The sequence below is a fragment of the Rhodovarius lipocyclicus genome (assembly GCF_009900765.1).
In the GTDB taxonomy this organism is placed as follows: domain Bacteria; phylum Pseudomonadota; class Alphaproteobacteria; order Acetobacterales; family Acetobacteraceae; genus Rhodovarius; species Rhodovarius lipocyclicus.
Genome location: NZ_JAAABL010000002.1, coordinates 297,156 through 319,723, shown reverse-complemented (window position 1 = coordinate 319,723; position 22,568 = coordinate 297,156). Strand labels below are relative to the sequence as shown.

The window sequence follows — 22,568 nt, the reverse complement described above, 5'->3', positions numbered from 1 at the left end:
CCGCGCAAGCCGGTATCATGTCCCGCGCGGCTGGGTTACATACCCATCATGCAGCCCATGGCCGGCACGACACGGGATCTGCGCGCGGACCTGTTCCGTGGCATCGCCCTGTGGTTCATCTTCATCGACCATGTGCCCGGCAATGCCTTGGGCTGGTTCACCCTGCGCAACATTGCCTTCGCGGACGCGACGGAGCTGTTCGTGTTCCTGGCCGGCTATGCCGGCGGCATCGCCTATGGCCGCCAGATGGAACGCGAGGGATGGGTCTTCGCCGCCGCCCGCGTGCTGGGGCGGGTGGGCACGCTCTACGTCGCGCACATCTTCCTGTTCGTGGTGTTCACCGCGCAGGTCGGCGTCTCCGCCGCGCGGTTGGATCGCGGCGCCTATCTGGACGAGTTGCAGATGGATGCCTTCGGGGCCGATCCCTATCAGGCCTTGCTGCAGGCCCTCCTGCTCAGCTTCCAGCCGGCCTTCCTAAACATCCTGCCGCTGTATGTGGCGCTGATGGCCATGTTCGCGCTGGTGATGCCCTTGATGCGCTGGCCCTGGCTGCTGCTGGCGCTGTCGGCCGGGCTGTATGCGCTAGCACGGCAGACCGGGTTGAACCTGCCCGCCAGCAATGGGCAGGGCTGGTTCTTCAACCCCTTCGCCTGGCAGTTTCTATACATGTGCGGCGTGGTCGTGGGGTATGCGCCGCACGGCGGCACCCCCATCCTGTTGCCTTGGCGCGGCTGGGGGGCGGCGCTCTGCACCCTGCTGCTGCTGCCCTGCGCCGCCGCCATGCTGGCCGTATGGCACGCGCCGGATTGGCTGGCCGAACTGCCCGGCCCCTGGTCCACCTTCCTGGACGGGGTGGACAAGACCGCCCTGCATCCGCTGCGGCTCCTCTCGCTGCTGGCCATGGCCTATCTGGCGGCGCATCTGCTGCCACGCGGGGCCCGGCTGCTGGGCAGTGCGCCCGGGCGATTGTTCATCCTGCTGGGGCAGCAATCCCTGCCGGTGTTCTGCGCGGGCATATTCCTGTCCTTCCTGGGCCGGCTGGCGCTGGAGGAGAATGACCGCGGCACCATGCAGCTGGCGGTGAACCTGGCGGGCCTTGGCGCCATGGCCGGGGTGGCCTGGACCTCCCGCTGGTACGACCGGCGTGTCTCGGGCACGCGGAAACCCTTGCCCACCGCGCCCGCCACGGATACGGCTTGATGATGCCGCGCTGGGCCCTTCTGTTGCTGATGCTGTGGGCCGCCCCCGCCTGGGCGAACAGCTGCGACGTGCCGCCTGACCTGCTGGACCCCACCACCCAGCCCCGGCTGCCGCGGGCCCTGCGCGGCCCGGAATTCCGCGTGCTGGTCGGCGGCAGCGCCAGCGTGGAGGCCGCCCCCCCCGAAAGCGCCTATCCCCAGCGCCTGGCCGCGCTGCTGCGCGAACGCTACCCGGGGTTGGACGTGCGGGTGGAGGCACGCGGCCGCCGCGGTGCCAATGCGCTGGAGATCCTGGCCCTGCTGGCGCCTCTGCTGCCTGATTTCCGCCCGCATCTGGTCCTATGGCAGACCGGCACGGTGGAAGCCGTGCGCGGGCTGCCCATCGAGGCGATGACGGACACCTTGACCACCGGCATCGCCCGGCTGCGCGCCGGAGGAGCCGAGGTGATGGTGATGGACCCGCAATTCAGCCGCTTCCTGCGCGCCAACGCCGATATCGATGCCTATCGCGACGCCATGCGCCTGACCGCCGCCACCGAGGCCGTGCCCCTACTCCGCCGGTGGGACTGGATGCGCCAATGGGCCGAGGATGGGGTGCTGGACATGGAACGCGCCCCCCGCGAGGCCCGCGCCGCCACCCTGGCCCGGCTGCATGATTGCCTGGCGCGTGGCATCATGGCGCAAATCCAGCTTTCCGCGAGGCGCTGACCCATGCCCGACGGCGCCACCCTGCCGCAAACTCCAGCGACACTCGGGGAAAAGCCCCGGCGACGGCGCTGGGTCTCGCCGCTGCTGCGGCGCATCCTGCTGATGAATGCGCTGCCGCCGGCCCTGCTGGCCGCCGCCCTGCTCTATCTTGATCAGTACCAGAACGGGCTGCTGGCCGCCGATGTGGAGGCGCTGCGCACCCAGGCCCGCATTTATGCCGGCGCGATCGGAGAAGCCGCGGTGCGGGTGGAAAACGACCGCGCCATCCTGGTGCCGGAACTGGCCCGCCCGCTGCTGCGCCGGCTGGTGGAGCCCTCGGCCAACACCCAGGCGCGCATCTTCGACATCACCGGCCTCGTCGTGGCCGACAGCCGCGTGCGGGAGGGTTCCGGCGGCACCGTGGTCGCCGAGCCCCTGCCACCGCCCGCCCAGCGCTCCGTGCTGTCCACCAGCCTGTCCGGCCTGTATGAGCGGCTGCTGCGCCTGTTGCCGCGCAATGCCCGGACCTCCGTGGTGGTCGATACCGCCAATGACGCCGACAGCTTCGACTGGCAGCCCGCCCTCGGCCCCGACCGGCGCGAGGAGCTGCGCATGGCGCTGGAAGGCGGCGTCACCCCCTATATCCGCCGCACGCCCGAAGGCCGGCTGCTGGTCAGTGTCGCCGAACCCGCCCGGCGTGGCGGGCAGAGCGTGGGCATCATGCTGCTGACGCGGGAGGCGCGGGAGGTGGACCAGCGCCTGTTCGAGATCCGGCTCTCGGTGCTGGCGCTGTTTCTGCTGGCGCTGGCGCTGACCACGGCGCTGTCGCTGTATCTGGCGCAAACCCTGGCCAGCCCGATCCTGCGCCTGGCGACAGCCGCCGCCGACATGCGTCAGGGCAAGGGCCGCCAGGGCAGCGTGCCCGAGGATGTTCTGGCCCGGCGTGACGAGATCGGCATCCTGGCGCGGGATCTGCAGCGTGCGGCCCGAGACCTGTGGGCACGCATCGACGCCAATGAGCGCTTCGCCGCCGATGTGGCGCATGAGCTGAAGAACCCACTGACCAGCGTGCGGTCCGCCATCGAGACGCTGCGCCGCATCGAGGACACCAACGCCCAGAAGCGACTGCTGGAAATCATCGCCAATGACGTGACGCGTATGGACCGCCTGATCGGCGATATTGCCGATGCCTCCCGCGTCGATGCCGAACTCAGCCGCACGGTGCCGGAACCGGTGGATGTCTCGATGATCCTGTCGGTGCTGGCGGAACTGCACAACACCACCCGCAAGGACCACGACCCGACCATCGTGCCGGAACTGCCGGAAGGGCCGCTGATGGCGCTCGCGGTCGAGGACCGGCTGGTGCAGGTGATCCGCAACCTGATCGGCAACGCCCTCTCCTTCAGCCCGCCCGAAGGCAGGGTATGGCTGCGCGGCCGCGCCGTGGGGCAGGAGATCGAGATCCAGGTGGAGGACGAGGGCCCCGGCATCCCCGAGGCCAAGCTGAGCGGCATTTTCGACCGCTTCTATACCGAGCGCCCGCAGGGCGAGCGCTTCGGCAACCACTCGGGCCTCGGCCTGTCGATCAGCAAACAGATCGTGGAGGGCCTGCGCGGCCGCATCAGCGCCGACAACCGGCGCGATGCGGAAGGCAAGGTGCTGGGCGCCCGCTTCGTGGTGCGGCTGCCCCAGGGTTAGGTCCAATCGACAATCAAGTTGCGGGTGCGTCTGGCGGTGCTTTTCCACGCCAGCAGCGTCAGAACCCTTGCCAATGCCCCAGCATTGGCGGCGGCTTCTTCCTCCCTGGCGCGAAAAATCCCCAGCCAGCCGCCTCCCGAACCTGAATGTCGATTGGACCTAGGCTTCGGTGCCCGGCAGCGGGTGGTAGGGCAGGCCCACCATGCGCGTGCCCCAGCGTTCCAACCGCTGCCACACGCCGCCGGTCACATAGGGGTCCTCGGCCCACCAGGCCTCCGCCTCGGCATCCGAGGGGTGGGCCGTGATGGCGATGGATCCGCGCATGGTGCCCCGGCCATCCAGGATGGCACCGCCCAGAACCAGCAGCCCATCCCGCGCCGCATCCTGCACGCGGGCGAAATGGGCGGGGCGCACGGCTGCGCGCCGGGCGGGCGCCTCGGCATCATCGGCATCCCAGCCGATCGTGATGGTATGGGTGCGGGTGCTGGCCACCGGCGCACCCGGCTGCGGCAGCGGGCGGTAGGGCAGCGGAGCGATGGCGAAGGGCAGCGCATCGAAGCTGGCCCAGACGCCTTCCTGGGCGAAGGGCTCCTCGCTGATATATTCTTTCACATGCGTCTCATCCGGCACGTTCAGCACCATCAGGCTGCCGGCGGGCTGAAAGGCGGCGTCGAACAGCGGGGCGCCGAAGGCCATGCGCCCCTCGGCGATCCAGCGCGTGATCACCTCCAGGTGACGGCCGCGGGCGTTCATGCGCAGGGACGGGTCGGCGGCGTCGCGCGCCAGGATAGCGTAGGCCATGGGGGTCCTCCGGTTTCCCGGCAGGTTGCCTCCATGTGCCGCGCCTCACAAGTCGAGCGCCAGGTAGATCACGTCATCATAGGGGTTGAAGACATAGGGCTCGGTCGGGCGAAAGCCGAGATCCGTATAGAGCGCCACCGCTGTCTCCATGCGGGGGCGCGTGTCGAGGCAGAGGCGTGTGTAGCCCAGCGCACGGGCCTCGGCGCACAGCGCCTCCACAAGCCGCCTGCCCCAGCGCCCGCCGCGCGCGGAGCGGCGGACATAGAGCCGCTTGATCTCGCCCGTGCGGCCCTCCACGGGTCGCAGGGCCACAATGCCCACGGCCTCGCCTTGATCCCGGGCGAGCAGGACCTGGCCGCCGGGCGGGATGTATTTGCCCGGCAGCGCGGCCAGCTCCTCCTCGAAACCCTGGAAACCCAGGTCGAAGCCAAGACCATCCGCGTATTCTCGGAACAGGCCGCGCACCACATCCAGGTCGCGCGGCCATTCGGCCGGGGCGATCATTCCACCGTCACGCTCTTGGCCAGGTTGCGCGGCTGGTCCACATCCGTGCCCTTCAGCACCGCGACGTGATAGGCCAGCAACTGCACGGGAATGGCGTGCAGGATGGGTGCCGCGAAGGAATCCACCACCGGCAGTTCCACCACATGTTCCGCGAAGCCACGCAGCACCGGGGCGCCGATCGCGTCCGTGAAGGCCATGATCCGGCCACCGCGCGCCGCGGCCTCCTGCAGGTTGCTCACCGTCTTCTCGAACAGCGGGCCAGAGGGCGCCAACGCGATCACCGGCACCGCATCGTCGATCAACGCGATGGGGCCGTGCTTCATCTCGCCGGCGGCATAGCCCTCGGCGTGGATATAGCTGATTTCCTTCAGCTTCAGCGCGCCTTCCATGGCGATGGGGTACAGCGCGCCCCGGCCCAGGAACAGCACGTCACGCGCCTTGGCCACCTCGGCGGCCAGGGCCTGGATTTCCTGGTCGCGTTCCAGGATCTCGGCGGCGTGCTCGGGCACTTCCAGCAGCGCGGCGGTCAGACGGGCCGCCATCGCGTCATCCAGCGTGCCGCGCGCCCGGCCCATGCCGATCGCGAGGCAGGCGAGCACCATCAGCTGCGCGGTAAACGCCTTGGTGGAGGCCACGCCGATCTCGGGCCCGGCCACGGTCAGCAGCGCGGCGTCGGCCAGCCGGGCCATGCTGCTCTCGGGCACATTCACGACAGAGAGCGTGGACTGCCCGCGCTCCTTCAACAGCTTCAGCGCGGCCAGCGTGTCCGCCGTCTCGCCGGACTGGCTGACCAGGATAGCGGCACCGCCCGTGGGCAACGGCGGATCGCGGTAACGCCATTCGCTGGCCACATCGGCCTCGACCGGCACGCGGGCATATTGCTCGATCCAGTATTTCCCCACCTGCCCCGCCAGGAAGGCGCTGCCGCAGGCGGTGATGGTCAGGCTGGGGATGCGCGCCGCATCGAAGGGCAGCGCCGGCAGCGCCACAGTGCGCGAGGCCGGTTCCAGATACTGCCGCAGCGTGTCACCCAGCACGGCCGGGTGCTCATGCAGCTCTTTCTCCATGAAGTGGCGATGGTTGCCCTTGCCGGTGATGGCGCCAGAGACCTGGGTCGGCTTCTCCTGCCGGCGCACCACGCGGCCGGACATGTCCATGAAGCGCACGCCGGTGGGTGACAGCACCGCCCAGTCGCCATCCTCCAGATAGGTGATGCGGCGGGTCAGCGGGGCGAGGGCCAGCGCGTCATTGCCGACATACATCTCGCCATCGCCGTGCCCGATGGCGAGCGCCGGGCCATGGCGCGCCACGATCAGCAGATCAGGCCGACCTGCGAACAGGAAAGCCATGGCGAAGGCGCCATGCAGGCGCTTCAGCGCGGCATGGGCGGCGGCCTCCGGCTCCATGCCTTGGGCCAGCAGCAGGTCCAGCAACTGCACCACGGTTTCCGTGTCCGTGTCGGACTGGAAGACCTGGCCCGCGGCTTCCAGCTCGGCGCGCAGCTCGGCGAAATTCTCGATGATGCCGTTGTGGACGGCGGCCACGCGGGCGGTGGCATGCGGGTGGGCGTTGCGCTCCGTGGGGCCGCCATGGGTGGCCCAGCGGGTGTGGCCGATGCCTGTCAGCCCCGCGAGCGGATTGGCCTCCAGCGCGGCGGCCAGGCGGCCCAGCTTGCCCTCGGCGCGGCGGCGCTCGATCTTGCCGTCCACCAGCGTGGCGATGCCCGCGCTGTCATAGCCGCGGTATTCCAGGCGGCGCAGCGCATCCAGCAGGCGCGGCGCGGCAGGCGCCGTGCCGATAACCCCAACGATTCCACACATTATGCGGCGCTCCGGCGGCCGGACGGCAGGAACAATTCGCTCATCACTTCCCCTTCCCCCGGAATCCCCTTCCGGGCTTGTTCACCTGGCGCCCCCGCGCCAGGGCCAGCGTATCCGCCGGCACATCCTCGGTAATCGTGGAACCCGCGGCGACCAGCGCCGCATCGCCCACCGTCACCGGGGCCACCAAGGCTGTGTTGCTACCAATGAAGGCCCCCGCCCCGATCCGGGTCCGGTGCTTGTTCGCGCCATCATAATTGCAGGTGATGGTACCGGCCCCGATATTGCTGCCCGGGCCCACGCTGGCGTCACCCAGATAGCTCAGATGGTTCGCCTTGGCCCCGGCGCCCAGGGTCGTCGCCTTCAGCTCCACGAAATTGCCGACATGGGCGCCCTCGCCCACATCCGCGCCGGGCCGCAGCCGGGCATAGGGGCCGACTATGGCGCCCGGCCGCACCAGGCAGCCCTCCAGATGGCTGAAGGCCCGCACCCAGGCGCCGCTTTCCACCCGAACCCCCGGGCCGAACACCACATTCTGTTCCACCACCACATCCGGGCCGAGCACCGTGTCATGGCTGAAGAACACCGTCTCCGGCGCCAGCAGCGTCACGCCGGCATCGAGCGCGGCGGTGCGCCATTGCGCCTGCAGCCGGGCCTCGGCGGCGGCGAGTTCGGCGCGGCTGTTGATGCCGGCCAGTTCAGCCTCCGGCGCCTCGACCGCCACGCAGCGGCCGCCGGCGGCGGCCAGGGCCACCACGTCGGTCAGGTAGTACTCGCCGGCGGCGTTATCGTTCGTGACCTCGGAAAGCCAGCGCAGCATGGCAGGCCCCTCGGCGCAGATCACGCCGGCATTGCACAGGCCGATGGCGCGCTCGGCCTCCGTCGCATCCTTCCATTCGACGATGCGCTGCACATCGCCCGCCGCGTCCGTCACCACGCGGCCATAGCGCGCGGGGTCGGCCGGACGCATGGCCAGCATGGCCAGCCCGGCCTGCTGCCTGGCGGACACGAGGCGGCGCAAGGTGGCCCCTGAAATCAGTGGGTTGTCGGCATACAGCACGGCGATATCGCCGGCATACCCCTCCAGCAGGGGCGTTGCCATCCGGGCGGCATGGGCGGTGCCCAGGCGTTCCTCCTGCACCACCGTGGCGTGCGGGGCGGCCAGTTTCGCCAGCGCCTCCATCCCCGGGCCGACCACCACCACGACACGGTCGAACACCGCCGCCACCGAGGCCAGCAGATGCGTCAGCATCGGGCGGCCACCCAGCGGGTGCATCGCCTTGGGCAGGGCGGATTTCATGCGGGTGCCCATTCCCGCGGCCAGGATCACTGCAGCTGCCATGGCCCATGGGTGCCCCAGGCCGCCCCAGCACCGCAACCCCCAGGGGGATGAAGATAAATTACGTATTGCTGCCCTCAGGCGCTGGCCCCGATGGCTGGCCGGGCAGCGGCGGCACGGCTAGGTTGCGCCCCCATCCTGCGGAATGCCCATGACACGCCTTGCCATCTTCGACCTGGACGGAACCCTGGTGGACACCGCCCGGGACCTGGCCGCCGCGCTGAACCGCCAGATGGCCCTGCGCGACCTGCCGCCGATCCCCCTGCCCGATGTCACCCGCATGATCGGCGATGGCGCCCGGGTGCTGCTGGAACGCGGCTTCGCCTGGCACCAGCGCCCCTTCGAGGAAGCCGCCCTGACCGCCTTCCTGGAGGACCCGGACCTGGAAGGCGGCACCCTGACCACCGTCTTCGCCGGCATCCCCGAACTGCTGGCGCATCTGTCGGCCGAGGGCTGGCGCATGGCCGTCTGCACCAACAAGCCCGAGAAGCCGGCCCGCGCCCTGCTGGCCAAGCTGGGCATCGCGGAGCATTTCCGCGCCATCGGCGGCGGCGACAGCTTCCCCACCCGCAAGCCCGACCCCGCGCATCTGCTGCACACCATGGGGGCCGCCGGCGGGGGCCGCGCGGTGATGATCGGCGACCACATGAACGACATGATGGCTGCGCGCGGCGCCGGCATCCCGGCCATCTTCGTCACCTATGGCTATGGCCCGGTCGAGATGGCCGCCGGCAACCCCACCGCGCCGGACTGCGCGGCGCTGCGGGTGATGCTGGCGGCCTTCTGATCGGCGGCGGCGCCTACTCCGCCGCGGCCTTGATCGCGCCGGGCTTCAGTTCATACCGGGTGAATTCCCGGTTGAGCGCGGGCAGCGGCGCGATTTCCATCAACCCCTCGCCCGGCTTCATCAGGATCATCGCCACCGTGGCCGAGAGGTTGCCGCCCAGGTTCATGCGCGGCGGGCGACAGACGCTCCAGGGGCTCTGCCAATCATCGAAGAAGGCGGCGCGCATGTCGTCGATGGTCAGCTTGCCGCGCCGGGCCTCCAGCGCCGCGCGCACCCGGGCCGCGCGATAGATGCTGTCGGGCGTGCCCTGCAGGCCCATGTCCTTCAGCTTGCCCAGCGCCACTTGGCTGAGCCAATGGTTGGAATGCACCAGCAAACCGCCCTCGGGTTCCAGCGGGAAGCTCTCGTCGGGCGCGCATTCCACATCGATGCCGAAGCCCGAGGCATGGCTCAGCATCAGGTTGTTGGAGGCCGATTTCGGCGTGCAGTAGATCGCGCGGAAGGCCAGCGCCACCTGCTCCTGCTCCAGGATCTTCCGGCGCAGCAGGGACAGCGGAATGCCCTCCTGCCTGTAGTCCCGGTCACTTTCCAGGTAGTTGGCGGTGACGGCCACGCCCGCCCCGTTCAGCCCGCAGCGGGCCAGGCCGCCGGCCTCGACGAAGGTCAGGATATCCGGCCCGTCCTCGCGCCGGATGCGCAGCACGACGCCGGTCTCAGCGCACTCGCTCTTCCAGTCCCAGTTCTGGCCGTGGATGAGCGCGCCGTCGGCGCTGGCCTCCGGCATGATGATAGCGCCAGTGCAGCCATCGGGCTCGGCGGGCTTGGCGGCACGCTTGGCCAGCTGCAGCACTTCGGTGCGGCAGTTCACCAGCACGATATCCGCGAGTTCGACATTCGCGCCCTCGGCGATGCCGCGCATTTCGGCCACATAGTCCGGCTCGAAGGCCTCGATGCGGGGAATGAAGGCACGGGCCATGGCGCGCACGCCCTCCGCATCCAACCCATTGCCCTTCAACTGCGCGCCGTAATGGCCGAGCGACTTGTGCACCCGGTCCTTGGCCAATTGGCCATAGAGGCGCCCGCGCGCCTCGGGCGCACCATGGAGTTCCAGCAGGGGGAAGGGTTCGGCGGCGGCGCTGGTCATGGCAAACTCCTGGCTTCTGCTGCATTATGGTGGCACAGAGAGCAATTGATGGCCAAGCCCCTGGATTCGGATACCCCCGCCCTGCATCGCAGCCTGGCGCGGGACATGCTGCTGCGCTGGCAGAGCCAGGGCGCCGCCCCCGGCGCACGCCTGTCGCGCCTCGCGCTCGCCAAGGAGCTCGGCGTCTCCCGCACGCCGGTCGCGGGCGCCATGACACTGCTCGAATCGCTGGGCGTGGTCGAAAGCGACGGGCGCACCCTGCTGCTGCGCAACCCGGGGCTCGACCCGGCCCGCCTGGGGGGCGAGGGCGCACCGGACGCGACGGACGCCCTGATCATGCGCCTGGCACGCGACCGCCGGCTGGGCGAGCTGGAGGAGGAAGTCTCCGAGCGCCAGCTCCAGACCCGCTACGCGCTGGGCCGCGCCGTGGTGTCCGACGCCATGCGGCGCCTGGCGGAACTGGGCGCCGTCACGCGCAACCGGGGGCATGGCTGGCGTTTCGCGCCCGGCTATGCATCGCCGGAGGACCGCGCCGCCTCCTATCGCTTCCGCCTGCTGCTGGAACCCGCCGCGATCATGGAGGCCGGCTTCGTCCTGCCCCCAGGCTGGGCGAAAGACATGCGCGACAGGCACGAGGCCTTCCTGTCCCGGGATTGGGGCGGGACGGACCCCGTGGCCTTTTTCGAAACCAACGCCGCCTTTCACCTGGGCCTGGCGGAGGCTTCGGGCAACCGCTTCATCGCCCAGGCGATCGAGCAGCAGAACCAGCTTCGCCGCTTCTCCAACTACGACTGGCAGCGTGGGCAGGAGCGCGTGCGCGTCTCCGCCAGCGAGCATCTCGGCATTCTGGACGCGCTGGCCGCGGGCGACCGGGCCGAGGCCGCGGAGCGCATGCACCGCCACCTGGCCGGCACCGCGGCACTGTCCTGGAATGGGCGCCGCCTTCCCACTTAAACGCTATTGCACTTTGAGTCACGAAAGTGCAGTTTTCGCGTGTTGGGAGTACCACATTGCGCGAAGACCTGCTGCGCGGCCTGGCCGCGAAAAAGCCCGCCTGGCCCGATGGCGCCCGCTGCGTCATCAGCGTCACCGTCCATATGGATGGCCCCGCTCTGGAGGTGGGGCGCAAACAGGTGCCCCTCGGCATCCACAGCCGCGGCCGTTATTCCATCAAGCGCGGCATTCCGCGCCATCTGGACATCCTCGCCCGCCACGGCGTGCCCGCCACCTTCTTCATGTGCGGCTATGATGCGGAGATCGCGCCGGACCTGATGCGCCAGGTCCATGCCGCCGGTCACGAGATCGGCGCCCATGGCTATGTGCATGAGGGCTGGGACCTGGGCGATGCCGAGCCCGAGCTGCTGGAACGCACCCACAAGATCCTGTCCGACTGCGTGGGCGAGGCCCCGGTCGGCTGGTGTTCGCCTTCGGGCCGCAAATCCGCGCTGACGCTGCCGACGCTGCGCCGCCTCGGCTACATCTATGATGCCTCGGAAAAGGACGACGACACCCCCTATCTCGCCACGGTGGGTGGCGCGGTCAGCGAAGAGATGATCGTCCTGCCCAACAACACCGTCTCGCTGGACGATGTGCCCGCCTATCGCGAGGGCCAGGCGCTGGCCGCCGAGGTGCTGGAGAACTGGATCCAGGAACTGCACGCCATTCATGCCGGCGCGGGCTATCTGCACCTCACCTACCATCCCCGCTCGGGCTTCGGTTCCGGCATTCCGGCCCGTGCCGCCGTGGTCGATGCCTTCCTGGCGGAGGCGAAGCGCCTGCCGGGCGTGCGTTTCCTGACGCTGAAGGATCTCGCGCGGCATTGCCTCGCGCAGCCGCAGGAGTGGCGCCGATGAGCCGCGTTCTCGCCATCACCGTGAACGTCCATGGCCAGGGGCCCGAGGCCGCGGTGGAGCCGCCTTCCGCCCTGTTCGGCCGCTTCGCGCATGGGAAATACGCCTATCATCGCGGCATCGCCCGGCTGCTGGACGTGTTCAAGGCGCTGGAGGTCAAGGCGACATTCTTCTGGCCGAGCTATGAGCTGGCCCAAGCTCCGGCGCTGTTCGACCGTTGCGTGCTTGAGGGCCATGAGATCGCCGCCCACGGCCGCGCCTTCGAGGACCACATGTCCCTGGCCCCCGCCGAGGAAGCGGCGCTGCTGGAAGAAAGCCACGCCGCGCTGACCGCCCACGCGGGCCGCGCGCCGATCGGCTTCCGCGCCCCGACCGGCACGCTGTCGGCGGCCACCATCCCCACCCTGCACCGCCTCGGCTACCGGTATGAGGCGAGCGCGGTGGACGATGACGCGCCCTATGACCTCGGCCCCGATGGCGGCCCCGGCATGGTGGCGCTGCCGTTCAGCGAGGGGCTGTGCGACGCGACGCATTTCCGCCGCCGCCTGACCCAATCCCGCGCCGAGGCCTTCCTGCTAGAGGAACTGGACGCGCTGCTGCCCGCCGCCGGCTATGCCTGCCTCACGCTGCACCCGCGCGCCGATATAGGCCTGGCGCGGGAAGCGCGCCTGCCCGTGCTGCTGCGCCTGCTGGAGCGCGCGCGTGAAGTGCATGGCGCCCGCTTCGTCACCTGCGCCGAACTGACCGCACAAGGAATCCCCGCATGAAGCGCCGCCTGCTGCTCTCCTCCGGCCTTGCCCTGCCCGCGCTCGCGGCCGGCGCGCAATCCCTGCTGCCGGACCGCCCGATCCGGCTGATCTGCCCCTGGGCGCCGGGCGGCACCACCGACACCTATCTGCGCGGGATCGCGCCCATCGCCGCCCGGCATCTGGGCCAGTCCATCGTGGTGGAGAACCGCGCGGGCGCCTCGGGCGCCGTCGCCATGGCTTGGTTGAAGACGCAGCGGCCGGATGGCGCGGTGATCGCGGGCATCACCGATGCCTCCGTGCGCATCGCCATCACCCAGCCGGTGCAATATGACCCGGTGAAGGACTTCACCTATCTCGCCGCCACCGGCACGTTGAATTTCGGCTGGGCGGTGATGAACGACAGCCCGATCCGCGACATGGCCGATCTGGTGGCCCGCGCGAAGGCCCGGCCGGAGACGGTCTCGGTCGCCGGCGGCGGCACCCCGGCCAACCCGCCCTTCGGCCTGCGCGTGCTGGAGCACCGGACGGACAGCAAGTTCCTGTTCGTGCCCTTCGCCGGCGGCGGGCAGATGATCAACGCCGTGATGGCCCGCGACGTGGACCTCGTCTACGACGCGCTGGGCGCGCTGGCGGGCGTGATCGACGGCGGCACCTTCCGCTGCCTCGGCATCGCGGCCGAGGCCCGCTTCCCGCGCTGGCCCAATGTGCCGACGGCGCGCGAACAGGGCTTCGACGTCGTCACCGACCTGCCCTGCGGCTTCATCGCGCCGCACGGCATGGCCCCCGCCCTGACCGCGCTGTTCGAGGCCGCCTTCCTGAAGGCCGCCGAGGACCCGGAACATCTGGTGCTGCTGAACCGGCTGAACCTCGGCCCCTTCACGCGTGGCACGGCGGCCTACACCGCCCATATAGAGCGCACGATGCGGGAGTTGCCGGCCGTCTACCGCGCCGTTGGCATGCTGCCGGCCTGAACGGCGTCAGGCTGAGCCGGCGGCGCGCAGCCGCCCGCTCAGCACATCCGCCACCGCCTGGGCCAGGCTGCGGTTCAGTGCCTCGACCTGCACCAGCAATTCCAGCCGGCCCTGGCTCGCGGCCAGCTCTTCGGCGCTGAACAGCAGGGGCAGCAGGCCGGTGGCCCGCGCCAGGCCCAGCAGCAGCGCGTCGCGCGGCTCCGGAATCTCACTGCCCAGCACCAGGGCGCGCAGGCGCTCCCGTACCGCCGCCACTTCCTCGCGGCCCGCCGCCTTGGGGTAGCGGGTGGAGAACAGGCGCAGAAAGCCCCCCTTCTCCCGCCACAGCAGGCCCTCGGCCACCAGTTTCTCCAGCAGGGCGGCGCGGCGTTCGGCATCGCCCCGGGCCAGGGCGGCCAGGGCGAAACCCGTATTCGCGGGCGGGTCCAGCGACAGCGCGCGCAATGCCTCATCCAGCACCGCATCGGCGGTGGGTGCTGCGCTGGGCAGCAGCAGGCGCTCACGGTCCGTGTCCACCCGGCCCAGCAGGGACAATTCCATCAGCACGGCACCTGCCAAGGCCAGTGCGGCCGCCGGGCCCTGGCGGCCCAGCACCTCACCCGAGCCATCCTCGAGCGTCAGCAGGACGATTTCCTCCTTGAGCCCGATCACTCCGCGAGCGCCGCGGACCAGGGGGACATCACATCCGTGATCCCCACGCGGCCGGCGGGCCCCTGGGTGATCACATTCGGGCAGGCGAAGTTCACCGGCATGGTCGCGTGCTCCACATCCACCACCTCGGCATCGGCGGCGAGCGCGGCCAGAACCTCGGGGCCCAGGCGGCGGTCGGCGGTGACGCCCTCGGGCGCGCTCACGTCCAGGCGGGGCAGATGCGCCGCCGCTTCCGGGTCCAGGCCGAAATCCGCCACATAGGAGTACATCTGGAACACGGCGGCCATGATGCGCCGGCCGCCGGAGGCCCCCAGCGCGATCTCCGGCGCGCCATCCCTCAGCGCGATCACCGGGCACATGTTGCACAGCGGGCGCTTGTTCGGGGCGATGGCGTTCTTCGCCTCCGGCCGCGGATCGAACCACATGATGCCGTTGTTCATCAGGATGCCGGTGCCCGGCAGCACAGTGCGGCTGCCCATGCTGCTCAGCAGCGTGGTGGTCATGGCCACCATCATGCCGTCCTTGTCGGCCACGGTCAGATGCGTGGTGCAGCTCTCGGCCGAGGCCGGTTCCGCATCCCCCAGCCCCGCCAGCCGGTCGGCATAGGCAGCCCGCATGGCCCGGGCGAGCGCCGCATACCAGGCCGCATCCGGCACGGCGCCATAGGGCACCTTCTCCATCTGGTTCAGCACTTCCAGCAGGGTGGGCGCGGCCGTCAGCCCATTGGCCAGCGCCAGCGTCCGGCCCTTCCATTCGCGCAGCAGGGCGGGCAGCACGCGGGCCTCGCACTGCGAAAGATCCTCGGCGGAGAGGAAGCCCTCCATGGCCTGCACATCGGCCACGATCTCCCGCGCGATGTCGCCATGGTAGAAATCGTCGAGGCCAGCGTGCTGCAGCCGTTCCAGCGTGTCGGCCAGCCTGCCCTGCCGGAAATAGCCGGGCGAGCCCTGATACGGCCCGACCACCGGCATGCCGCCCGGCAGATAGATCCGCGCGGATTCAGGATACAGCTTCAGGATATGTGCGCTGGACGCCACCTTCAGCGTGGTGAACCAGTCCTTGGACAGGCCCCGCTTGGCCAGCGCCACGGCGGGGGCCAGAATCTCGCTGATCGGCAGGCGGCCATAGCGTTCCAGCAGCAGCTTGTAGCCGGCGACCGCGGAGGGGATGACGAAGCTCTTGGCGCCGTGGATGTTCACATCCCCCACGACCTCGGGCCAGCCGAACAGGTCGGAGGCGACCTTGCCAGTCAATGGATAGGCAGAGGGGTCCAGGCCGCGCGGGGACACCGGGCCGAAATCGAAGGTCTCGGGCGTGCCGCCCGGCTTCATCACCTGGGTGAAGCCGATACCGCCCAAGCCGCTGTTCCAGGGCTCCACCACCGCAAGAGCGAAGGCCATGGCCACCGCCGCATCCGCCGCCGTGCCGCCGGCCCGCAGGATATGCTGCCCAGCCTCGGCCGCATCCCGGGACTGGCTGGCGACGATGCCGCCCTGGCCCCTCGCCGCTGGCTTACGGATCTGCCAGTTCTGGCTGACATGTTCGGCGGGCGTGAAGCTCATGCGCGTTCTCCTGTGACATGCATGCTTCCTCCATGAGAGTGCACACGCAACCCCTTGGCCGCGCCTCTCTTTGCGCTTAATGCGGCAAGGTTTGTGGGGGAGGCAGGTCATGCCCGAATTGCACGGTATCCAGGTGGCCGATGAGCTGGCCCGTTTCATGGCTGAGGAAGCCCTGCCCGGCACGGGCATCGAGGCTGACGCCTTCTGGGCAGCCACGGCCGCGATCCTGAGGGAGATGGCGCCCCGCAACGCCGAGTTGCTGGCGGTGCGCGACGCGCTGCAGGCCAAGATCGATGCCTGGCACCGCACCTTCCCGGCCAAGCCCATCGACGCCGAGGCCTATACCCGCTTCCTGCGCGAGATCGGCTATCTGCTGCCCGAGGGCGAGGATTTTGCCGTGGACACCGCCAAGGTGGACCCCGAGATCGCCCGCATCGCCGGGCCGCAGCTGGTGGTTCCCGTCTCCAACGCCCGCTATGCGCTGAACGCTGCCAATGCCCGCTGGGGCAGCCTGTATGATGCCCTCTACGGCACCGATGCCATCCCCGGCGAGCGCAAGCCCGGCGGCTATGACCCCGAGCGCGGCGCGCTGGTCATCGCCCGCGCCCGCGCCGTGCTGGATGAGATCGCGCCGCTGGTGACCGGCAGCCACACGCAGTCGGCGGGCTATGCCATTGTCGATGGCGCGCTGAGCGTGACCCTGGCCTCCGGCGTGGTGACCCGCCCGCAGGCGGCCGATGCCCTGGCTGGCTATCTGGGCGATGCCTCGGCGCCGCACACCATCCTGCTGCGCCACAACAATCTGCACGCCGAGATCGTGATCAACCGCGACCACCCGATCGGCAAGGACGACCCGGCCGGGGTGGCGGATGTGGTGATGGAATCGGCCATCACGACCATCCAGGATTGCGAGGACAGCGTCGCGGCGGTGGATGCTGCCGACAAGGTCGCGGTCTATCGCAACTGGCTGGGCCTGATGAAGGGCACGCTGGAAGCGGCCTTCGAAAAATCCGGCCGCACGCTGATCCGCAAGCTGAACGGCGACCGCACCTATACCGCCCCCGATGGCTCCACCCTGACCCTGCCGGGCCGGTCGCTGATGCTGGTGCGCAATGTGGGCCACCACATGATGACCGATGCCGTGACGCTGGATGGCGCCCCGGTGCCGGAAACCATCATCGACGCCATTTGCACGGCCGCCATCGCCATCCATGACGTGAAGGGCAAGCGCCTGAACAGCCGCATGGGCAGCGTCTATATCGTGAAGCCCAAGATGCATGGGCCAGACGAGGTGGCCTGGGCCGAGGAGCTGTTCACCCGCGTGGAGGACGCGCTGGGCCTGGAGCGCCACACGCTGAAGATGGGCATCATGGACGAGGAGCGGCGCACCACCGTCAACCTCAAGGCCTGCATCCGCGCGGCGAAGCACCGGGTGGCCTTCATCAACACGGGCTTCCTGGACCGCACCGGCGACGAGATCCACACCTCGATGGAAGCCGGCGCCATGATCCGCAAGAACGACATGCGCGGTACGGCCTGGATCAAGGCCTATGAGGAATGGAACGTCGATGTAGGGCTGCTGTGCGGCCTGCGCGGCGTGGCGCAGATCGGCAAGGGCATGTGGGCCATGCCCGACGCCATGGCCGCGATGCTGGAGCAGAAGGTGGGCCACCCCAAGGCCGGCGCCAACACCGCCTGGGTGCCGAGCCCGACGGCCGCCACCCTGCATGCCCTGCACTATCACCAGGTGAACGTGCAGGAACGTCAGGCCGAGATCGCCGCTGGCGGCCGCCGCGGCAAGCTGGAAGACCTGCTGAGCGTGCCCGTCGCCGTCGAGACCAACTGGGAGCCCGAGGCGATCCAGCAGGAGCTGGACAACAACGCCCAGGGCATCCTCGGCTATGTCGTGCGCTGGGTGGACCAGGGCATCGGCTGCTCCAAGGTGCCGGACATCAACAATGTCGGGCTGATGGAGGACCGCGCGACGCTGCGCATCTCCGCCCAGCATATCGCCAACTGGCTGAAGCATGGCGTCGTGACCGAGGCCCAGGTGACCGAAACCATGCAGCGCATGGCGGCCGTGGTGGATGGCCAGAATGCCGGCGACGCGGCCTATACGCCCATGGCGCCGGGCTTTGACGGCCCGGCCTATCTGGGTGCGCTGGACCTAGTGCTGAAGGGTGCCGAGCAGCCGAACGGCTACACCGAGTTCGTGCTGACCGAGCGCCGCCGGCAGGCCAAGGCCGCCTAAACAGGGGCCGCCTAAAGGGGTCGTCACCCGCGCGCGGGCGCGGCATGATGCATGGAACGGAGGAACATCCATGCATCGTCGCGTCCTGCTGGGCGGGCTTCTGGCCGCGCCCGCTTTCGCCCCGGGTCTGGCACAGGCCCAGTTCACCCGCCCCGTGCGGCTCGTGGTGCCCTTCCCGCCCGGCGGCTCCAATGACGTGATCGCGCGGCCGCTGGCGGAAAAGCTGACGCCGCGCCTGGGCCAGCCCGTGGTGGTGGAAAACCGCCCGGGGGCTGGCGGCGCCATCGGCGCGGGCCAGGTCGCGCAATCGGCGCCCGATGGCACCACGCTGATGGTCACCTCCTCCAGCTTCGCGGCCTCCGCCGTGGTGCAGCGCACGCCCTATGATGCGGAGCGCAGCTTCGAGGCCGTGGCCCTGCTGGCCCGCGCCCCCTTCATCGTGCTGACCAACCCGGATTTCCCACCGCGCGACATCGGCGCGTTGATCACCTATCTGCGCGCCAATCCGGGGCGCGCGGATTACGGCAGCTCCGGCCCCGGCGGCATCAACCACTTCACCACCGAGCAATTCGCCCTGGCCGCCGGCGTGCGGCTGAACCATGTGCCCTATCGCGGCATGCCGCCCGCCGTGACGGACCTGATCGCCGGCCATATCCAGCTCCTGATCACGACCATCGCCTCGGCCTCGGCGGCGGTGCGGGAAAACCGCGTTCGCAGCCTGGCCTATACCGACGAAGGCGGCCTGCCCGGCGGCCCGGAGGTGCCGACCGTGAAGGCCGCCACCGGCATCGACTTCACGGCCAGCATCTGGTGGGGGCTGCTCGCCCCGCGCGGCCTGCCGCCCGCCTTGTCCGCCACCTTGCAGGAAGCGATCCGCGATGCGCTGACCGAACCCGACGTGGCCCGGATCTATGCCGCGGAAGGCGCGCGCCCGGCCTTCAGCAATGCCGCCAGCTATCAGCAGGAACTTGGCACGGAGATCGCCCGCTTCCGCGATGTCGCGACCCGGGCCAACATCAGGGCAGAATGAAACAGCACAGCTTCGACCCCCAAGCCCGCGGCGCGCTGGATGGCGTGCGCGTGGTGGACCTCTCCCGCCTCGTCGCCGGCAACATGCTGACGAAGGTGCTCGGCGACCACGGCGCCGAGGTGATCAAGATCGAGCCGCCCGAGGGCGACACGCTGCGCGCCTGGCGCGTGGGCGGCATCGAGACCAGCTGGAAAACCATCTGCCGCAACAAGTTCTCGGTGACGCTGAACCTGCGCCATGCGGAAGCCATCGCCACGCTGAAGGAGTTGGCCGCCACAGCCGCCATCTTCGTGGAAAGCTTCCGCCCCGGCGTGCTGGAAGCCATGGGCCTGGCGCCCGAAACCCTGCTGGCGATCAACCCGAAGCTGGTGATCGTGCGGGTGTCCGGCTGGGGGCAGACCGGTCCCTATTCCCACAAGCCCGGCTTCGGCACGCTGGTCGAAGGCTATTCCGGCTTTGCCGCCATCAACGGCTTCGCGGACCGTGAGCCGGTGCTGCCGCCCATGTTCATGGGCGATGCCTATGCGGGGCTGTATGGCGCTGGCTCCACCATGATCGCGCTGCGCCACGCGGAGATGACCGGCCAGGGCCAGGTGATCGACCTGTCGCTGTTCGAGCCGATCTTCGCGGTGCTGGAGCCGCAGATGGCCAATTGGCGCGTCACCCACAAGCTGAAGCCCCGCACCGGCAGCCGCAGCACCAACACCGCGCCCCGCAACGCCTATCGCACCAGCGACGATGGCTGGGTGTGCCTGTCGGCCTCTACCCAGGGCATGACGGAAAAGCTGCTGCGCTCGATCGGGCGTGAGGAGCTAATCACAGACCCGCGCTTCGCCAACAACCCGGCCCGGCTGAAGAACATCGATGAGCTGGACGGCATCGTGGCGGAGTTCGTGGCCAGCCGCACGCTGGCGGAAAACCTGGAACACTTCGACCGCACCGGCGTGACCATCGGGCCCATCATGGACACGCAACGCCTGGAGCAGGACCGCTATGTGGCCGAGCGCGAGGCCCTGATCGAAGTGCCGGATGACGAGATGCCGGGCGGCATGCTGCCCATGGTGGGGCATGTGCCCAGGCTTTCCGCCACGCCGACCATTCTGGCCCGCCCGGCCCCGAAGCTCGGGGAGCACAATGAGGCGATCCTGGGCGTCGAGACTTGCGCCCGGCTGCGCGCCAGCGGCGCCATGCCGGGCTGAGCCCGGGAGGGGCTAACCCCTCCCGGAACAGGATCAGGCCGGCACCACCAGTTCGGCCCGCAACCCGCGCGCCGCTTGCACCAGGTTCTCCACCGCGGGCTTCACCTGCTGCCAGCCGCGCGTCTTGCAGCCGCAATCGGGGTTCAGCCACAGCCGCTCCACCGGGATGCGCTCCGCCGCCCGGCGCAGCAGCCGCGCCATCTCCGCCGCATCGGGCACGCGCGGGCTGTGGATGTCCCACACGCCCGGCCCGATCTCGTTCGGATAGGCGAAGACCTCGAAGGCATGGAGCAATTCCATGTCGCTGCGCGCGGTCTCGATCGAGATCACATCGGCGTCCATCGCCGCGATGGCACCGATGATGTCATTGAATTCGCTGTAGCACATGTGGGTGTGGATCTGCGTTTCGTCCCGCACCCCGGCCGCCGAGAGGCGGAAGCAGGCCACCGCCCAGCGCAGATAATCCTCGCGCTCGCTGGCACGCAGCGGCAGCCCTTCGCGGAAGGCCGGCTCGTCGATCTGGATGATCTTGATGCCGGCGGCTTCCAGCTCCACCACCTCATCCCGCAGGGCGAGCGCGATCTGCTGGCAGATCACCTCACGCGGGATATCGGTGCGCGGGAAGGACCATTGCAGCATGGTCACCGGGCCGGTCAGCATGCCCTTCATGGGCTTGTCCGTCAGCGACTGCGCGTATTCGGCCCAACGCACGGTCATGGGGGCGGGGCGGGAGACATCGCCCCAGATGATCGGTGGCGCCACGCAGCGGCTGCCATAGGACTGCACCCAGCCATGCTTGGTGAAGGCATAGCCGGACAGCTGCTCGCCGAAATACTTCACCATGTCGTTGCGTTCGAACTCGCCGTGGACGGGCACATCCACCCCGGCTTCATCCTGCCACTGCACGGATTGCGCGATCAGGCCGCGCAGCAGCGCCTCATAATCCTCGCGCGACAACTCGCCCCTCGCATGGGCCGCGCGCATGCGGCGCAATTCAGCGGTCTGCGGGAAGGAGCCGATGGTGGTGACCGGCAACAAGGGCAGATTCAGGGCGCTGCGCTGCAGCCCGGCCCGCTCGGCATAAGGGGTGCGGCTTTCCATCGCCGGGGTCAGGGCGGTCAGGCGCGCCGAAACCGCCGCATCATGCAGCCGCGCATCGGCGGCGGCCTCCGCGATCACGGCGTCGGATTCGGCCAGGGCGTGGGCGATCGCCTTCTCCCCTTCATCCAGGCCGCGCGCGAGGGCGGCGATCTCGGCCAGCTTCTCCTCGGCGAAGGCCAGGCGCCGGCGCAGTGCCGGGTCCAGCGCGGTCTCACCCTTCAGGCTGTGCGGGACGTGCAGCAACGAGCAGGAGGGCGCGATCATCAGACGCGCACCAAAGCCTGCCTCCGCCACACGGCGCGCGGTGCCCAGCGCGGCGCGCAGATCGGTGCGCCAGACATTCCGGCCATCGACCAGCCCCAGGGAGAGCCAGGCCTCACGCGGCAGCAGCTCCAGCGCGGGCTCCAAATCGGCAGCGCCGCGCACCAGGTCGAGATGGAAGCCATCCACCGGCAGGCTCGCGGCAAGTTCCAGGTTCTCCCGCATCGGGCCGAAATAGCTGGTCAGCAGCAATTTCAGGCCGGACGCCGCATCGGCCAGCGCCCGCATGGCCACCGGATAGGCTGCCTGTGCCGTGGCGGAGAGATCAGTGGCCAGGCAGGGCTCATCCAACTGCACCCAGGCGGCACCTGCCTGGGCGATGCCCCGCAGCGCCTCGGCATAGACGGGCAGCAGGGCCGGCAGCAGCGCCAGTGGGTCCGAACCATCGTCGGTCTTGGACAGCAGCAGGAAGGACACCGGGCCGAGCAGCACAGGGCGCGTGCGGATATTGGCGGCGTAGGCTTCGGCCACGGCTTCCGCCCAGCGGTTCCACACCAGCTTAAAGCGCTGTCCGGCAGCCAGGCGCGGCACGATGTAGTGGTAATTCGTGTCGAACCACTTGGTCATTTCCATGGCCGGCACGTCCGGCGCGCCACGAGCCATCGAGAAGATGGTCGCCAGCGAGGGTACCGAGGCGCCATCCCAGCCATGGCCCTCGGGGATTGCCCCAAAGGCGGCCGCGGTTTCCAGCACATGGTCATAGAAGGCGAAATCGGCGCTGGGCACATGCCCAATGCCTGCCCCCTGCTGCCCGCGGCGGGCGGCGGCGCGCAGGCTGGCGGCGGTGGCGCGCAGATCGGCTTCGCTTTCCGTCCCCGCCCAGAAGGCCTCCAGGGCAGTCTTGAGTTCCCGGCGGGGCCCGATACGCGGGTAGCCCAGATTGGTTGCGATGGTCATCGCCTGT

At 69.6% G+C, this 22,568-nt stretch carries 19 protein-coding genes; 11 read left to right on the top strand and 8 right to left on the bottom strand.

The window, feature by feature from the left end; translation table 11 throughout:
• The first annotated feature begins 57 nt into the window (after positions 1 to 57).
• The 3 genes from GT007_RS04375 to GT007_RS04365 are packed head-to-tail and all read left to right on the top strand — an operon-like array spanning position 58 to position 3,584.
• Positions 58 to 1,200, top strand: a complete 1,143-nt coding sequence (locus GT007_RS04375) for an OpgC family protein (RefSeq protein WP_160120329.1) — start codon at positions 58 to 60, stop codon at positions 1,198 to 1,200.
• Positions 1,200 to 1,907: an SGNH/GDSL hydrolase family protein gene (locus GT007_RS04370; RefSeq protein WP_160120328.1), complete on the top strand. Its 708-nt coding sequence runs from the start codon at positions 1,200 to 1,202 to the stop codon at positions 1,905 to 1,907. Before GT007_RS04375 ends, GT007_RS04370 begins: the two co-directional genes overlap by 1 nt.
• A gap of 3 nt (positions 1,908 to 1,910) precedes the next feature.
• A complete protein-coding gene (locus tag GT007_RS04365) occupies positions 1,911 to 3,584 on the top strand; it encodes a stimulus-sensing domain-containing protein (RefSeq protein WP_160120327.1) in 1,674 nt (557 codons plus the stop codon).
• A 159-nt stretch (positions 3,585 to 3,743) separates the two neighbouring features.
• On the opposite strand, the gene GT007_RS04360 is transcribed toward GT007_RS04365, so the two are convergent.
• From GT007_RS04360 to glmU, 4 genes are read right to left on the bottom strand one after another with little or no spacing between them, the layout of a single operon-like run.
• Positions 3,744 to 4,385, bottom strand: a complete 642-nt coding sequence (locus GT007_RS04360) for a YciI family protein (protein WP_236571498.1) — start codon at positions 4,383 to 4,385, stop codon at positions 3,744 to 3,746.
• Between the two features lie 45 nt (positions 4,386 to 4,430).
• Positions 4,431 to 4,889 carry a GNAT family N-acetyltransferase gene (locus GT007_RS04355; protein ID WP_160120326.1) on the bottom strand — a complete coding sequence of 153 codons (459 nt, stop codon included), beginning with the start codon at positions 4,887 to 4,889 and terminating at the stop codon, positions 4,431 to 4,433.
• Positions 4,886 to 6,709, bottom strand: a complete 1,824-nt coding sequence (gene glmS, locus GT007_RS04350; protein ID WP_160120325.1) for a glutamine--fructose-6-phosphate transaminase (isomerizing) — start codon at positions 6,707 to 6,709, stop codon at positions 4,886 to 4,888. Before glmS ends, GT007_RS04355 begins: the two co-directional genes overlap by 4 nt.
• Positions 6,710 to 6,752: 43 nt before the next feature.
• The gene (gene glmU / locus GT007_RS04345; RefSeq protein ID WP_160120324.1) at positions 6,753 to 8,051 is read right to left on the bottom strand and encodes a bifunctional UDP-N-acetylglucosamine diphosphorylase/glucosamine-1-phosphate N-acetyltransferase GlmU; all 1,299 of its coding nucleotides are present in this window, start codon (positions 8,049 to 8,051) and stop codon (positions 6,753 to 6,755) included.
• A 148-nt stretch (positions 8,052 to 8,199) separates the two neighbouring features.
• Between glmU and GT007_RS04340 the strand changes: the two genes are divergently transcribed.
• Positions 8,200 to 8,835, top strand: a complete 636-nt coding sequence (locus GT007_RS04340; RefSeq protein ID WP_160120323.1) for an HAD-IA family hydrolase — start codon at positions 8,200 to 8,202, stop codon at positions 8,833 to 8,835.
• A 13-nt stretch (positions 8,836 to 8,848) separates the two neighbouring features.
• Here GT007_RS04340 and GT007_RS04335 read toward each other — a convergent pair whose 3' ends face one another.
• Positions 8,849 to 9,979 (bottom strand): C45 family autoproteolytic acyltransferase/hydolase, encoded by a 1,131-nt coding sequence (locus tag GT007_RS04335; protein ID WP_160120322.1) that lies wholly within the window; start codon positions 9,977 to 9,979, stop codon positions 8,849 to 8,851.
• A 48-nt stretch (positions 9,980 to 10,027) separates the two neighbouring features.
• Between GT007_RS04335 and GT007_RS04330 the strand changes: the two genes are divergently transcribed.
• Genes GT007_RS04330 through GT007_RS04315 form a run of 4 tightly spaced genes read left to right on the top strand, consistent with a single transcriptional unit; the run spans position 10,028 to position 13,549 of the window.
• Positions 10,028 to 10,933, top strand: a complete 906-nt coding sequence (locus GT007_RS04330; RefSeq protein WP_160120321.1) for a GntR family transcriptional regulator — start codon at positions 10,028 to 10,030, stop codon at positions 10,931 to 10,933.
• 56 nt (positions 10,934 to 10,989) lie between these two features.
• Complete coding sequence (locus GT007_RS04325; RefSeq protein ID WP_201451788.1) at positions 10,990 to 11,832, top strand: polysaccharide deacetylase family protein; 843 nt, start codon at positions 10,990 to 10,992, stop codon at positions 11,830 to 11,832.
• Positions 11,829 to 12,596, top strand: coding sequence for a polysaccharide deacetylase family protein (locus GT007_RS04320; protein ID WP_160120320.1), 768 nt, complete (start codon positions 11,829 to 11,831; stop codon positions 12,594 to 12,596). Before GT007_RS04325 ends, GT007_RS04320 begins: the two co-directional genes overlap by 4 nt.
• Entirely contained in the window at positions 12,593 to 13,549 is a 957-nt protein-coding gene (locus GT007_RS04315) for a tripartite tricarboxylate transporter substrate binding protein (RefSeq protein WP_160120319.1), read from the top strand. The genes GT007_RS04320 and GT007_RS04315 overlap by 4 nt, the downstream gene beginning before the upstream one ends.
• A 6-nt stretch (positions 13,550 to 13,555) precedes the next feature.
• Here the strand turns inward: GT007_RS04315 and GT007_RS04310 are convergent, their stop codons facing one another.
• Positions 13,556 to 14,200 (bottom strand): GOLPH3/VPS74 family protein, encoded by a 645-nt coding sequence (locus GT007_RS04310; RefSeq protein WP_160120318.1) that lies wholly within the window; start codon positions 14,198 to 14,200, stop codon positions 13,556 to 13,558.
• Positions 14,197 to 15,762 carry a gamma-glutamyltransferase gene (locus tag GT007_RS04305; protein ID WP_160120317.1) on the bottom strand — a complete coding sequence of 522 codons (1,566 nt, stop codon included), beginning with the start codon at positions 15,760 to 15,762 and terminating at the stop codon, positions 14,197 to 14,199. The genes GT007_RS04310 and GT007_RS04305 overlap by 4 nt, the downstream gene beginning before the upstream one ends.
• A 109-nt stretch (positions 15,763 to 15,871) precedes the next feature.
• On the opposite strand from GT007_RS04305, the gene GT007_RS04300 reads away from it, so the two are divergent.
• The 3 genes from GT007_RS04300 (at position 15,872) to GT007_RS04290 (ending at position 20,242) form a co-directional block, all read left to right on the top strand.
• Positions 15,872 to 18,013 carry a malate synthase G gene (locus GT007_RS04300; RefSeq protein WP_160120316.1) on the top strand — a complete coding sequence of 714 codons (2,142 nt, stop codon included), beginning with the start codon at positions 15,872 to 15,874 and terminating at the stop codon, positions 18,011 to 18,013.
• Positions 18,014 to 18,083: 70 nt separating this feature from the next.
• Complete coding sequence (locus GT007_RS04295; RefSeq protein ID WP_160120315.1) at positions 18,084 to 19,043, top strand: Bug family tripartite tricarboxylate transporter substrate binding protein; 960 nt, start codon at positions 18,084 to 18,086, stop codon at positions 19,041 to 19,043.
• Positions 19,040 to 20,242 carry a CaiB/BaiF CoA transferase family protein gene (locus tag GT007_RS04290; protein ID WP_160120314.1) on the top strand — a complete coding sequence of 401 codons (1,203 nt, stop codon included), beginning with the start codon at positions 19,040 to 19,042 and terminating at the stop codon, positions 20,240 to 20,242. The genes GT007_RS04295 and GT007_RS04290 overlap by 4 nt, the downstream gene beginning before the upstream one ends.
• 33 nt (positions 20,243 to 20,275) lie before the next feature.
• Here GT007_RS04290 and metE read toward each other — a convergent pair whose 3' ends face one another.
• Positions 20,276 to 22,561 carry a 5-methyltetrahydropteroyltriglutamate--homocysteine S-methyltransferase gene (gene metE / locus GT007_RS04285; RefSeq protein WP_160120313.1) on the bottom strand — a complete coding sequence of 762 codons (2,286 nt, stop codon included), beginning with the start codon at positions 22,559 to 22,561 and terminating at the stop codon, positions 20,276 to 20,278.
• Positions 22,562 to 22,568 lie beyond the last annotated feature (7 nt).